This is a genomic window from Streptomyces similanensis, assembly GCF_039543625.1.
Classification (GTDB): Bacteria; Actinomycetota; Actinomycetes; order Streptomycetales; family Streptomycetaceae; genus Streptomyces; species Streptomyces similanensis.
This window is the reverse complement of the sequence record NZ_BAABKC010000141.1, coordinates 56,587-69,832: the sequence shown is the minus strand read 5'-3', so window position 1 is coordinate 69,832 and position 13,246 is coordinate 56,587. Positions and strand designations below refer to the sequence as shown.

The 13,246-nt window shown below is 71.7% G+C and carries 12 protein-coding genes; 2 read left to right on the top strand and 10 right to left on the bottom strand.

Annotated features, from left to right (window positions below):
* Window positions 1–486: 486 nt before the first annotated feature.
* Window positions 487–1,365, top strand: coding sequence for a C40 family peptidase (locus tag ABEB07_RS37340; RefSeq protein ID WP_345672500.1), 879 nt, complete (start codon window positions 487–489; stop codon window positions 1,363–1,365).
* 194 nt (window positions 1,366–1,559) lie between these two features.
* Here the strand turns inward: ABEB07_RS37340 and ABEB07_RS37335 are convergent, their stop codons facing one another.
* The 9 genes from ABEB07_RS37335 to ABEB07_RS37295 form a co-directional block, all read right to left on the bottom strand.
* Window positions 1,560–2,534, bottom strand: a complete 975-nt coding sequence (locus tag ABEB07_RS37335) for a hypothetical protein (protein ID WP_345672499.1) — start codon at window positions 2,532–2,534, stop codon at window positions 1,560–1,562.
* Window positions 2,535–2,581: 47 nt separating this feature from the next.
* A complete protein-coding gene (locus ABEB07_RS37330; protein ID WP_176150080.1) occupies window positions 2,582–3,886 on the bottom strand; it encodes a geranylgeranyl reductase family protein in 1,305 nt (434 codons plus the stop codon).
* Between the two features lie 123 nt (window positions 3,887–4,009).
* A complete protein-coding gene (locus tag ABEB07_RS37325) occupies window positions 4,010–4,705 on the bottom strand; it encodes a demethylmenaquinone methyltransferase (RefSeq protein ID WP_345672498.1) in 696 nt (231 codons plus the stop codon).
* 31 nt (window positions 4,706–4,736) lie between these two features.
* The gene (locus tag ABEB07_RS37320; RefSeq protein ID WP_345672497.1) at window positions 4,737–5,012 is read right to left on the bottom strand and encodes a DUF397 domain-containing protein; all 276 of its coding nucleotides are present in this window, start codon (window positions 5,010–5,012) and stop codon (window positions 4,737–4,739) included.
* On the bottom strand, window positions 4,972–5,820 hold the full coding sequence (locus tag ABEB07_RS37315; RefSeq protein WP_345672495.1) for a helix-turn-helix domain-containing protein: 849 nt from the start codon (window positions 5,818–5,820) through the stop codon (window positions 4,972–4,974). The genes ABEB07_RS37320 and ABEB07_RS37315 overlap by 41 nt, the downstream gene beginning before the upstream one ends.
* An 80-nt stretch (window positions 5,821–5,900) precedes the next feature.
* Window positions 5,901–6,410, bottom strand: a complete 510-nt coding sequence (locus ABEB07_RS37310) for an imidazolonepropionase-like domain-containing protein (RefSeq protein WP_345672494.1) — start codon at window positions 6,408–6,410, stop codon at window positions 5,901–5,903.
* A gap of 10 nt (window positions 6,411–6,420) precedes the next feature.
* Window positions 6,421–7,635 carry a cyclic dehypoxanthinyl futalosine synthase gene (gene mqnC / locus ABEB07_RS37305; RefSeq protein ID WP_345672493.1) on the bottom strand — a complete coding sequence of 405 codons (1,215 nt, stop codon included), beginning with the start codon at window positions 7,633–7,635 and terminating at the stop codon, window positions 6,421–6,423.
* Between the two features lie 78 nt (window positions 7,636–7,713).
* Complete coding sequence (locus ABEB07_RS37300; protein ID WP_345672492.1) at window positions 7,714–9,429, bottom strand: serine/threonine-protein kinase; 1,716 nt, start codon at window positions 9,427–9,429, stop codon at window positions 7,714–7,716.
* A 75-nt stretch (window positions 9,430–9,504) separates the two neighbouring features.
* On the bottom strand, window positions 9,505–10,353 hold the full coding sequence (locus tag ABEB07_RS37295; protein ID WP_176150073.1) for a menaquinone biosynthetic enzyme MqnA/MqnD family protein: 849 nt from the start codon (window positions 10,351–10,353) through the stop codon (window positions 9,505–9,507).
* Between the two features lie 371 nt (window positions 10,354–10,724).
* Between ABEB07_RS37295 and ABEB07_RS37290 the strand changes: the two genes are divergently transcribed.
* On the top strand, window positions 10,725–10,928 hold the full coding sequence (locus ABEB07_RS37290; protein WP_003992177.1) for a cold-shock protein: 204 nt from the start codon (window positions 10,725–10,727) through the stop codon (window positions 10,926–10,928).
* Between the two features lie 86 nt (window positions 10,929–11,014).
* Here ABEB07_RS37290 and ABEB07_RS37285 read toward each other — a convergent pair whose 3' ends face one another.
* On the bottom strand, window positions 11,015–12,982 hold the full coding sequence (locus ABEB07_RS37285; RefSeq protein WP_345672490.1) for an AMP-dependent synthetase/ligase: 1,968 nt from the start codon (window positions 12,980–12,982) through the stop codon (window positions 11,015–11,017).
* Window positions 12,983–13,246 lie beyond the last annotated feature (264 nt).

Here is a 13,246-nt window from a genome sequence, read left to right as displayed (position 1 = left end):
GGCAGTCGGCGTCAAGACCTTGATATAGGGCCGCTTTTCACACCTCGGAGGGACGCCGGAACGGAAAGTGGACACGTTCGCGGCTTCACAAGCTCGCGGGACCGGTGTGGCGGGTGCGACGGAAGTGGCAAATGGGTTTTTAGTCATCCGATCGGACAAGTCGCCCGCAGTGGCCGTCAGTCGGCAGGAGCGCGCGCGACGCGCGGACGCAGGACGGTGCGGTGACCGTTCCGTGACCTCCGCCACACCCATGAGAGGACTCTGAGAACCGGGCTTGGCCAACGGTCTCAACCAATGGTAGGCGCGGGGCAATTCGGACGTAACAGCGAAAGACCATGATCACAGGCATGATCACGAGTGCCCCGTTTGTCCGTTACGGCGTCAATAAAGGGCGACACGCCCGGCGTTCGCACCCCTGATTGAGCAAATGTGGCGCAGCACACGTTTCTTGAAGATATGAAGGAGCCCCTGGTACCCGTTGTTCCCATGTCCCACACCGCTCACATACGCAGCCACCGGAAGCCCCGCCGTAGCGCGTCGAAAATCGCGATGCGGGCCGGAGTCGCCGGTGGCGTCCTGGGCACGCTGGCCGTGGCCGGTGCGTCGGCCTCCTCGGCCAACGCGGCCGAGCCGGTCACCCAGACCCTCGAACTGCCCACGCTGACGGCCGACCTGGCCGCTCAGGTCGCCCAGTCGGCGGACGCCACGCAGCAGGCCGCCGCGAACTACCAGCTCCAGGCGGAGCGTGACACCGCCTCCGCGAACGCCGCGAAGCAGGCCAAGTCGGACCTCGCCGAGGCGAAGAAGAAGGCGGCGGCCGCCAAGAAGAAGGCCGAGGCCGCCGCCCGCAAGGCCGCCGCCGAGCGCGCCTCGCGCGACACGCAGCGCATGACCCTCACCGCCTACTCGACCGGCGGCGGCAGCGACGACTCCGGCTCCGGCTCCGGCACGGGTTCCGACGCCGGTACCGGCACCAGCGGCGACACCGTCACCGGCGGCTCGTCGGCGACCGGTTCGGCCGCCGCGATCGTCTCGTTCGTGAAGTCGCAGATCGGCAAGGCGTACGTCTCCGGCGCCACCGGCCCGTCCGCGTACGACTGCTCCGGCCTGGTCCAGACCGCCTTCAAGCAGGTGGGCATCAGCCTGCCGCGCGTCTCCCAGGACCAGTCGACGGCCGGCACCCAGGTGGGGCTGTCCAACCTCCAGCCGGGCGACATCCTCTACTGGGGCGGCGCGGGCAGCGCGTACCACGTGGCGGTCTACGTCGGCGACGGTATGTTCGTCGGCGCGCAGAACCCCTCCAGCGGCGTCGTGGAGAAGCCGCTGTCGTACGACCCGCCGACCGGCGCGGTGCGGGTGCTCTGAGGGCGCCGCAGAGCCGTACGGGGTGAAGGGCCGCAGCCGCTCGGGGGCAGCGGCCCTTCCGGCGTTGCCGGTTCGGGCGGTTTGGGTGGTTTGAGCAGTTGAGCCGATCGGACCGGTTGGCGTGTTTCACCCGGTTGCACCGGTTGTGCCGGTCGGAGCGGGCCGCGTAGGCGGAGGCCCCGGCCTCCTGCGGATCAGCCGAGGTCGTGCGACCAGGTGCCGCGGGCGCTCTCCGCGCTGAACCGCGCGGCATCCGAGAGCGCGGAGATCCTGCTCGCGCTGAGCGAGATGCCTTCGCCCCACGCCTTCACCAGCACAGGCCCCTGTCCCCGCAACCGCGTGACGAGACCACCGTCGCCGACCGATGCCAGACCCTTCTGCCAGGCGACGACGATGTCCCGTTCACGGTCACTTCCGTACGGCGTGCCGCTCTCGGCAGTCTCCTGGGTCAGGCGGACGAAGACACCCTTGCGCCAGTCCGCCGCACGCTCCTTCGCGAGATCGCCGGTGACGTCATCGGCCACGGCGTCCAGGGCGCCCAGGACCCAGGCGTTCGCCTTCGGCGCCGAAGGTCCCTCGGCCCCCGAGTAGTCGGCGGCGTTCACCGCGCTCTCAGGTGTCGTGACGAGTGCGTGAGCAGCCGAGCGAGTAACACCCGTACGAAGTTCGGCATAGGCGGCCGGGGTGGCGGACACGCCCCGCAGGACGCGCATCAGGGACTTCTGGAGAACGGACACGTGCGCGCCGGACCCGTCCACCCACGGCGGGTCCGACGGCGCGTCATGCTTCGAGTAGTCGAGGCTGCCCGGCGCCAGGATCCCGTAGACGTCGTCGGAGTAGTCCGCGACCGTTTCGGCCAGCGGGACGGACAGCTTTTCGTCGAGGGACGTGGTACCGGACTTCCGCATACGGTCGTCGACGGCGAGCAACGCGTCCTTCATCGCCTGCGCCTGCCCGACCGAGTGCTTCTCGTGGCCTTCGCGCAGCGCCGCCTTCTTGAACGCGTCGCCCAGGGCCGCACAGTCCGTCCCGCTCTGGTGGGCCGCGGTCAGGAGCGACCGGACCCTGTCGTCCTTCGCGAGCCCGCGACAGAAGTCCGGCGAGTCGTCTCGCGACACGAACCACGCCGTGATGCCGCCGGCCACCAAAGCGCAGACGACGAGCACCACCGCCGGTATGACTCCTCGTGCGGCACGACGACCATCTGAGTGGGCGTTCACGCCTTGGGGGCGACCTTGCTCAGGCCGTTGATGATGCGGTCCATCGCGTCGCCGCCGGTCGGGTCGGTGAGGTTGGCGAGGAGTTTGAGGGTGAACTTCATCAGCACCGGGTGGGTCAGACCGCGCTGGGCGGCCATCTGCATGACCTTCGGGTTGCCGATGAGCTTCACGAAGGCGCGGCCGAGCGTGTAGTAGCCGCCGTAGGTGTCCTTCAGGACGCGCGGGTAGCGCTGGAGGGCCAGTTCGCGCTGGGCGGGCGTGGCGCGCGAGTGGGCCTGGACGATGACCTCGGCGGCGATCTGGCCGGACTCCATGGCGTAGGCGATGCCCTCGCCGTTGAAGGGGTTGACCAGGCCGCCGGCGTCGCCGACCAGGAGCAGGCCGCGCGTGTAGTGGGGCTGGCGGTTGAAGGCCATCGGCAGGGCCGCGCCGCGGATCGGGCCGGTCATGTTGTCCGGGGTGTAGCCCCAGTCCTCCGGCATGGACGCGCACCAGGCCTTCAGGATCTCGCGCCAGTCCAGTTCCTTGAAGGCGGCCGAGGTGTTGAGGACGCCCAGGCCGACGTTCGAGGTGCCGTCGCCCATGCCGAAGATCCAGCCGTAGCCGGGCAGCAGCCGGTCCTGGGCGCCGCGCCGGTCCCACAGCTCCAGCCAGGATTCCAGGTAGTCGTCCTCGTGGCGCGGCGAGGTGAAGTACGTCCGCACGGCGACGCCCATCGGGCGGTCCTCGCGGCGGTGCAAACCCATCGCCAGGGAGAGCCGGGTGGAGTTGCCGTCGGCGGCGACGACCAGCGGCGCGTGGAAGGTGACCTCGCGCTTCTCCTCGCCGAGCTTGGCCTTCACGCCGGTGATGCGGCCGGTGCGGTCGTCGACGATCGGCTCGCCCACGTTGCAGCGCTCGTAGAGCCGGGCGCCCGCCTTCTGGGCCTGCCGGGCGAGCTGGTCGTCGAAGTCGTCGCGCTTGCGGACGAGTCCGTAGTCGGGGAAGGAGGCGAGGTCCGGCCAGTCCAGCTGGAGCCGGGCGCCGCCGCCGATGATGCGCAGCCCCTTGTTGCGCAGCCAGCCCGCCTCTTCGGAGATGTCGATCCCCATCGCGACCAGCTGCTTGACGGCGCGCGGGGTGAGGCCGTCGCCGCAGACCTTCTCGCGCGGGAACGCGGTCTTCTCCAGCAGCAGCACGTCCAGGCCGGCCCGGGCGAGGTGGTACGCGGTGGTGGAGCCGGCCGGGCCCGCGCCGACCACGATCACGTCGGCGGTGTTTCCGGTGAGGGAGTCGGAGAGGGGCTCAGTCACGACGGTCACGGCGGGATCTCCCCAGGGTCGAAAAGTCTGCGTGCCGGCCGGCACTGGACACGGGCCAGTCTATTCAGCGGCCCCGCGCCTCCGGCTGACGGGCCGTCCCCCCGGCCCGCGACCGGAGTCCGGTCAGTCCTGCTTGAAGCCGCGGTGCAGCGTCACGATGCCGCCGCTGAGGTTGCGCCAGGCCACCTTCGACCAGCCGGCCCCGCGCAGCCGCTCGGCCAGCGCCGGCTGGTCGGGCCAGGCGCGGATGGACTCGGCGAGGTAGACGTACGCGTCCGGGTTCGAGGAGACCGCCCGCGCCACGGACGGCAGGGCCCGCATCAGGTACTCGGTGTAGACCGTGCGGAACGGCGCCCAGGTGGGGTGCGAGAACTCGCAGATCACCACGCGTCCGCCCGGCCGGGTCACCCGGTACATCTCGCTCAGCGCGGTGTCGAAGTCCTGTACGTTGCGCAGCCCGAAGGAGATCGTGACGGCGTCGAACACGTCGTCCTTGAACGGCAGCCGCGTCGCGTCCCCCGCCGTGAACGGCAGCCACGCGTGCTGCCGCTTGCCGACCTGGAGCATGCCCAGCGAGAAGTCGCACGGGACGACGTAGGCCCCGGCGCGGGTGAAGGGGAGGGACGAGGTGGCGGTACCGGCGGCGAGGTCCAGGATCTTCTGCGCCGGCCGCGCGTCGACCGCTCTGGCGACCTCCTTGCGCCAGCGGCGGTCCTGTCCGAGGGACAGGATGTCGTTGGTCAGGTCGTACCGTTCCGCCACGCCGTCGAACATCGAGGCGACTTCGTGCGGCTGCTTCTCCAGGGATGCGCGGGTCACCTGGTCATTCTTGCAGCAGCCCGCGCGGGGCCTACAGCGCGCCCCGCGCCGCCGCGCCGACGAACACCGCGAACGCCTCCGGCGCGATGGAGAAGTGGCCTCCGGCCGGGTTCTTGCTGTCGCGCAGGGCGACGTGCGCGGTGAGGTCGGCGTATTCGATGCAGTTGCCTCCGGTGTCACCGCTGTACGACGACTTACGCCAGGCCGCGCCGTTCAGCGGCGCGCACTCGATGCACTCGCCTCCGGTGTCGCCGCTGTAGGAGGACTTACGCCACTGCGAGTCCACCGGGATCGGCCTGCTGCCCATAACGCTCCTCCATCACGCTGGCGATCAGCTCCGCCGACTCCTTCACGGAGAGAGCGGCAGCCTGCATGAGATCGTAACGGAGCGAACCTTCCTTGACGGCCTCCGGATTGGCCGTCATATGACCCTGGACGAAGTCCTCGGTATAGACGATGTCCGGGTCGCTGTCGAAGCGCAGCATCGTGTACGAGCCCATCAGGCCCGTGTGAGCGCCAACCTCGAAGGGCAGGATCTGGACCCGCAGCCAATCACGGTCCTGCACCTCCAACAGATGAGCCAGTTGCCCGCGCATCACGTCGTGGCCACCGACCTCTTGATGCAGCACCGCCTCGGACAGCACCACCCACATCAGTGGCGCATCCTGTCTGTCGAGGATGCGCTGGCGATCCAGCCTCGCTTCGACCAGAGCTTCGAGGTCGTTGCCCTCCCGTACCCCCAGCACGGCGCGGGCGTACTCCGGTGTCTGCAACAGGCCATACACCAGCTGCGCTTGGTAGGTGGAGATGTACGTCGCCTTCGACTCCATCTCCGCGAACGGCTGGAACCACGTAGGCAACTGGCTCCGCAGAACCAGTCCCACCAGCCGCGAGAACATCCCGTCCGCGTTCAGCGCGGCGTCCACGCGGGCCGAGAAGTCTCGGGTCGGTACCTTCAGGGTCGTCTCGATCTGGCCGATCAACGAACCCGTGCAGAAGACGATGTCGCCCAGATCGGCGAGTCTCAGTCCCGCCGCCTCCCGCAGGCGGCGCAGCTCCGCGCCGTAGTAGTCCAACGGCGAAGCGCAGGGGTCGAGTTGTTTGGAGTTCACCATGCGGCAGCCGCTCCTCTCTCTCCGTAGCCGAGAGTAAGCGCACCGCACCTGTCCTGTGCGGCCAACCGCCAAAGTCGTACTTATGCCCGCCGGTAGACGAGCCGTCCGCCCACCACCGTCGCCAGACAGCTCCCGTCAACGGCGAGAACGGTGAAGTCGGCGCGGGCCTCCGGGACGAGGACGGCGGGGGCCGGTCCGACCAGGACGCCCGAGCGCTGGACGGCGGTCCGCACCGGCGGCCGGGTGAACGGCCCGGCGACCGCCGTCACCCCGCGCCCCAGCATCCGCTGGAGCCCGCGCCGGGCGCTGCCGCCCCACCGGGTGTCCGTCATCGAGACGGACGCGGCGGGCAGCGGCTCGGCGCCGAGCGCGTCGGCCTCGCGCGGGTCGGGCCAGTACAGGGTCTCCAGCAGGCGCACCGCTTCGGGCTCGTACCGGCCGGGCGCCACCGTGCCGTTCCACTCGCGGACGCGGGCGCGCTCGCCGTGGGCCGCGTGCAGCTCGGCGTACGGCCCGGCGGCCAGGATCCGGCCGCCGTCGACCAGCACCGAGCGGGCTTCGTCGGCGAGCGGCCGGTGCAGGGTCAGCACGGCGTCCGGCTCAGTTGGCGGAGAGCAGCTTCAGTTCCGGGTGGGCGGTGCCGCCCGCGATCGCGGTGGAGGAGATGTGCGACATCACGCGGTCGTCCACCGGGTCGTTCGCCGGGTCGTCGTGGACGACGAGGTGCTCGTACGTCGTGGCCCGCTGGGCGGGGACGCGGCCCGCGCTGCGGATCAGCTCGATGATCTCCATGCGGTTGGAGCGGTGCTTGGCGCCGGCCGAGGAGACGACGTTCTCCTCCAGCATGATCGAGCCGAGGTCGTCGGCGCCGTAGTGCAGGGTGAGCTGGCCGACGTCCTTGCCGGTGGTCAGCCAGGAGCCCTGGATGTGGCGGACGTTGTCGAGGAAGAGGCGGGCGACGGCGATCATCCGCAGGTACTCGAAGAGGGTCGCCTGCGTGCGGCCCTTCAGGTGGTTGTTCTCGGGCTGGTAGGTGTACGGGATGAAGGCGCGGAAGCCGCCCGTGCGATCCTGGACGTCGCGGATCATCCGCAGGTGCTCGATGCGCTCGGCGTTGGTCTCGCCGGTGCCCATCAGCATGGTGGAGGTGGACTCCACGCCCAGCCGGTGCGCGGTCTCCATGATCTCCAGCCAGCGTTCGCCGGACTCCTTGAGCGGCGCGATGGCCTTGCGCGGGCGCTCGGGCAGGAGTTCGGCGCCCGCTCCGGCGAAGGAGTCGAGACCGGCCTCGTGGATGCGGGTGATGGCCTCCTCCACGGAGACCTTGGAGATGCGGGCCATGTGCTCGACCTCGGAGGCGCCGAGGGAGTGGATGACCAGCTGCGGGAAGGCGTCCTTGATGGCCTTGAAGTGCTGCTCGTAGTACTCGACGCCGTAGTCCGGGTGGTGGCCGCCCTGGAACATGATCTGGGTGCCGCCGAGTTCGACGGTCTCGGCGCAGCGGCGCAGGATGTCGTCGAGGTCGCGGGTCCAGCCCTTGGCGGTGTCCTTGGGCGCGGCGTAGAAGGCGCAGAACTTGCACGCGGTGACGCACACGTTCGTGTAGTTGATGTTGCGCTCGATGATGTACGTCGCGATGTGCTCGGTGCCCGCGTACAGCCGGCGGCGCACGGCGTCGGCGGCGGCGCCCAGCGCGTGCAGGGGCGCGTCGCGGTAGAGGACGAGCGCTTCCTCGGGGGTGATGCGCCCGCCGGCGGCGGCCCGTTCGAGGACGGCTGTGACATCAACAGACGTGAGGTCGGCCTTCTCGGTCACCGGCGTCCCCTTCGCAAGGTTCGTAAAGGTCGTGAACGGACGGAACCCAGGCTACGCCAGGGGTGCGCGGCGCCCGACTCAGGGCCGTGTCCGCGCCGGTCGGTCCGTCTTCTCCAGCAGGGCCCTCGGGTTGCCGGCCTTGGGGTCGTCGGAGGTGAAGTGCAGGCCGCCGCCGGCGGCCGGGCGGAGGCGGACCACGTGCGGGTCGGGGACGCAGTGGCCGGGGTTGTCCGCGCTGCCCCGGCCGGTCGCCGTCAGCTCCTTGCCGGTGACGGACTTCAGGGTGAGGACGTCGACGCAGGAGCCGCCGAGCGCGTCGGTCTGGGTGACCGAGCCGACGACGCCGCCGGGCGCGGCCTGGCGGACGACGATCTCGAACGTGCCGTCGGGGAGGTCCACACCGGCCGCGGTGGCCGTGCCGTCGCCGCGCCAGGCGCCGAGGTAGCGCGCGGGCACCGTGCCGTGGGTGCTCGCCGCCGAGGGGCCGGCGCCGCTCGCGTCGTCGCCGTGCGAGCCGCGGTCGAACGGCTTCAGCAGGACCACGCTCAGCGTCGTCGCCACCGCCAGCGCGCCCGCGACCGCGAGCACCACGCTGCAACTCATCCGGCGGCCCCGGCCGTCCGTGCCCGGCGCGGCGCCGGCCGCCACGGTGACGGAGAACCGGCCGGGGGCGGAGCCGGGTGCGGGCTCGCCGGGCGGGGCGGTGCGCTGTCCGGGGAGGTGCGGGGGCGCGGTGGGCATCGCGGGCGTGACCGGCGGGACCGGCATGACCGGCGGGGGGCCGAACCGGCCCTGCGACGGCGGGTCCTCGGACGGCGGGGCGGGCCGCGCGTCCGCCGCCGTGACCGAGGGGGCGGTGAAGGCGAGCGGGCCCGAGGGCGGGTCGCCCGGCTCGGTCGCGTCCAGGTTCAGCAGGCCCACCGCGCCGCGGCTGACCTGTTCGACCAGGCGGCCGGGGAGCCAGCCGGCGGCGACCAGGCGGGCCGTGCCCTCGGGGGCGAGGCGGCGGGCGACCTCGCCGGGCGCGGGACGGGCCGCGGGGTCCTTGGCCAGGCACTCCCGCGCCAGTTCCCGCAGTTCGCCGTCGCGCAGCGCGTCCAGCTCCGGTTCCTCGTGGACGACCTTGTAGAGCAGGGCCGCCGAGGAGTCGCCCGGGAACGGGGCCCGGCCGGTCGCGCCGTACGCCAGCACCGCGCCGAGCGAGAAGACGTCGGCCGCTCCGGTGACGCCGTGGCCGAGGATCTGCTCGGGGGCCATGTAGCCGGGCGAGCCGACCGAGGCGCCGGTGGAGGTCAGGGAGGCGGTGCCGTCGGTGGCGCGGGCGATGCCGAAGTCGATCAGCAGCGGGCCGTCCAGGGTGAGCAGCACGTTGGACGGCTTCACGTCCCGGTGCACCAGGCCCAGTTCGTGGACGGCGGCGAGCGCCTCGGCGAGGCCGGCGGCCAGGACCCGTACCGAGTGCGCGGGCAGCGCCCCGGCGTCCGCGACCGCCGCGGTGAGGGAGGGTCCGGCGGCGTAGGCGGTGGCCACCCAGGGGACCGGGGCGTCCGGGTCGGCGTCCAGCACCGGCGCGGTCCAGGCGCCGCCGACCCGGCGCGCGGCGGCCACCTCGCGGCGGAACCGGGCGCGGAACTCCTCGTCCAGCGCGAAGTGCGGGTGCACGATCTTCACGGCGACCGTGCGGCCGCCGGTGGTGCGGCCCAGGTACACCCGGCCCATGCCGCCGGAGCCGAGCCGGCCGAGCAGCCGGTAGGGCCCCACGGCGGTGGGCTCGTCGTGCGCGAGCGGCTGCATGGCGTCCGCCTCTCCCCCGTGACCCGGTAACGCCGTACTTCCCAGCAGGGTAGTGCCGAGGGGGCGGCGGGGGTGTTACGGGCGCAGCAGGTCGACCTTCACGTCCGCCGGGAAGCCGGTGGTGGGGCCGACGCGGCGGGCGAACTCGGTGACCGCCGCGAGCTGCGGGGCGCCGAAGCTGAAGTCGAGCGTGGTGAAGTACTTCTCCAGGACCTGTTCGTCGAAGGACTCCCAGCGGGCGGCCTGCTCGGCGACCTTGGCGACCTCCTCCAGGGACAGGTCGCGGGAGGCGAGGAACGCCTCGTGCACCCGGCGGGTGATGCGCGGCTCGCGCTCCGCGTAGTCGCGGCGCGCCGCCCAGACGGCGAAGACGAACGGCAGGCCCGTCCACTCCTTCCAGAGCAGGCCGAGGTCGTGGACTTCGAGGCCGTAGCGCGGGCCGTCGTGCAGGTTGGCGCGCAGGGCGGCGTCGCCGATCAGGACCGCCGCGTCCGCCTCCTGCATCATCAGGCTCAGGTCGGGCGGGCAGGTGTAGTAGTCCGGGGTGACGCCGTAGCGCTCGGCCAGCAGCAGCTGGGCGAGGCGGACGGAGGTGCGGGAGGTCGAGCCGAGGGCGACCCGGGCGCCGTCGAGCCGGTCCAGCGGGACCTGGGAGACGATCACGCAGGACATCACCGGGCCGTCGCAGCCCACGGCGATGTCGGGGAAGGCGATCAGGTCGTCGGCGTTCTTGAGGAACTCGACCAGGGTGACCGGGCCGATGTCGAGGTCGCCCCGGACGAGCTGCTCGCTGAGCTTTTCCGGAGTGTCCTTGGTCAGTTCCAGATTGAGGAGCGTGCCGGTTCTCGCGAGCCCCCAGTACAGGGGCAGGCAGTTGAGGAACTGGATGTGGCCGACGCGCGGCCGGGTGCGAGAATTGTCCACATCGCGAGACTAGACCCCGGTCCGGCGGGGGTGGCCGCCGACCCCTGCGGCCCCTGCGCTCGCACCTCTGTACTACCTCTTGCTCACCCGTTCGGCCGCCGGGTCCCCCAGCTCTCCTGATCGCACTGCGTGATGCTCCCCGCAGAGCCTTCAAACATCCGGGTGACGTGATCTTGACCTCTATTGCACTCCGGGGGCTGCATGCTAGGGTCATCAGCAAGTTGCAGTTTTGGTTTCCCTTGCAGTACAGAGCCTGCGGAGCATGTAACCGCGGGCTCTGGTCGTTTTCAGACGGTGCAGTTGTGCGGCGATCTCGTTTTCACATTTGCAGGTTCTGGAGCAGGGCGACCCTTTGGGCCCAAGGAGGGCTTATGGCTACCGGAACCGTGAAGTGGTTCAACGCCGAAAAGGGCTTTGGCTTCATTGCCCAGGAAGGCGGCGGCCCCGACGTCTTCGTTCACTACTCCGCGATCAACGCCAGCGGTTTCCGCTCTCTCGAAGAGAACCAGCAGGTGTCCTTCGACGTGACCCAGGGCCCGAAGGGCCCGCAGGCGGAGAACGTCACCCCGGTCTGAGCGTCCCGCGCGCAGTAACCGTTCTGATTGCAGTACCCAAGGAGCCCCGTGCCGTCAGGCAACCGGGGCTCCTGCCCTTTTGTCCCTTACTTCTCGTACAGCCACTTCTTGTACAGCGCCTCCACCTCGGCCGTGAAGTCCCGCAGGACCGCCGCCCGGCGCAGCTTCATCGACGGGGTCAGATGGCCCGCCCGCTCGGTGAACTCGACCGGCAGGACGGCGAAGCGGCGGATCGACTCGGGCCGGGAGACCAGCTTGTTGGCCTCGTCCACCGCCCGTTGCAGCACCGCCCTCAGGTCGGCGTCGTCGGTGAGCAGTTCGGCCGGCACCGGGTGCTTGCCGTTCATCCGCCGCCAGTGCGTGATGCCGTCCAGGTCCAGGGTGATCAGGGCCGAGACGTAGGGGCGGCCGTCGCCCAGCACCAGGCACTGGGAGATCAGCGGGTGCTGGCGCAGCCAGTTCTCCAGCGGGGCCGGAGCCACGTTCTTGCCGCCCGCGGTGATCAGGATCTCCTTCTTGCGGCCGGTGATCGTCAGATAGCCCTCGTCGTCCAGGCGGCCGATGTCCCCGGTCGGGAACCAGCCCTCGTGGGTGGCCGGCACCACCCCGCCCGCGTGCGGGTCCCAGTAGCCGCGGAAGACCTGGCCGCCGCTCAGCAGCACCTCGCCGTCCGCGGCGATCCGCACCCGCGTGCCCGGCAGCGGCCAGCCGACCGTGCCCAGGCGCGGCCGGTGCGGCGGCGTCACGGTCGCCGCGCCGGTGGACTCGGTCAGGCCGTAGCCCTCGTAGACGTCGATGCCGGCGCCGGCGTAGAAGGCGGCCAGGCGGCGGCCCAGCGGGGAGCCGCCGCAGATGACGTGGCGCAGCCGGCCGCCCAGGGCGGCGCGGATCCGGCGGTAGACCAGCGGGTCGTACAGGGCGCGCGCCGCCTTCAGGCCCGCGCCGGGGCCGGGGCCCTCGCCGTGCTGGCGGGCCTCGACCGCCTCGCCGTAACGGCGGGCGGTGTCGGCGGCGCGGTCGAAGGAGGCCGCCCGGCCGCCGCGCTCGGCCGTCGCCCGCGCGTTGTTGTAGATCTTCTCCAGCATGTACGGGATGGCCAGCAGGAACGTCGGGCGGAAGCTCGCCATGTCCGCGAGCAGGTCCTCCGCGGCCAGACTCGGCGCGTGGCCGAGGCGCACCCCGGCGCGGACGCAGGCGATCGCCACCATGCGGCCGAAGACGTGGGACAGGGGCAGGAAGAGGAGGGTGGCGGGCTCCGCGCCGCCGTCGCCCTTGAAGACCGGGGCGAGGAGTTCGACGGCGTTGTCCACCTCGGCCAGGAAGTTGCCGTGGGTGAGCGCGCAGCCCTTGGGGCGGCCGGTGGTGCCCGAGGTGTAGATCAGGGTGGCCAGGGTGTCGGGGCCGAGGACGCCCCGGCGCACCTCCACCTCCGCGTCCGTGACCGCCGCGCCGCGCTCCGCCAGCCGGTCCAGGTGGCCGCCGTCCAGCACCCACAGGTGGCGCAGGTCCGGCAGGCGGTCGCGCTCCGGGCCGACGGAGGCGGCCTGCCCGGCGGTCTCGGTGACCAGGGCGACCGCGCCGGAGTCCTGGAGGATCCAGCGGATCTGGAAGAGGGAGGAGGTGGGGTAGACCGGGACCGTGACCAGGCCGGCCGCCCAGGCGGCGAAGTCGAGCAGCGTCCACTCGTAGGTGGTGCGCGCCATCACCGCGATGCGGTCGCCCGGGAGCAGCCCCTCCGCGATCAGGCCCTTGGCCAGGGCGAGCACCTGCGCGGCGAACTGCTCGGCGGTCACGTCCGTCCACCGGCCGCGGGGGGCGCGGCGGCTCAGGACGCGGCGGCCGGGGTCGGCGGCCGCGTTCTCGAACGGCAGGTCGGCCAGCGAACCGTGGGTCACGCGGGCCACCAGCGGCGGCACGTACGCCTCCCGGACCTCGCCGGCCAGCCGCCGGGTCCGCGGCGCGGCCGGGCCGCCGCCCGCGGCGGACTCGTACGCCTGCTCCGGATCGGACGGCGGCGGCACGGCGGGGGTGGCGGACGAGTACGAGATGGGCATGGCAGCTCCTGAGGCCTGCGGCGGGACAGCGGCGCGCCGCCCTGCCGCTTCGGGTACGCGCGGGGCGTACCGAGTGGTTCACCGGAGGTGGTGCGCGGCTGTGCGGGGCCTGGTGTTACCGCCGGTTGCAACCGGGATGGTACGGCTCGCGCGTGGGGGGTTCGTGCTGGACCGGGGCGGGTGGGGAGGTGGTCCGGGGCCGGGTGTGTGCAGCCTGGAGCGTGGGGGTGGTCCGGGGCCGGGGTGCGGCCCGGGGAGCGTGGG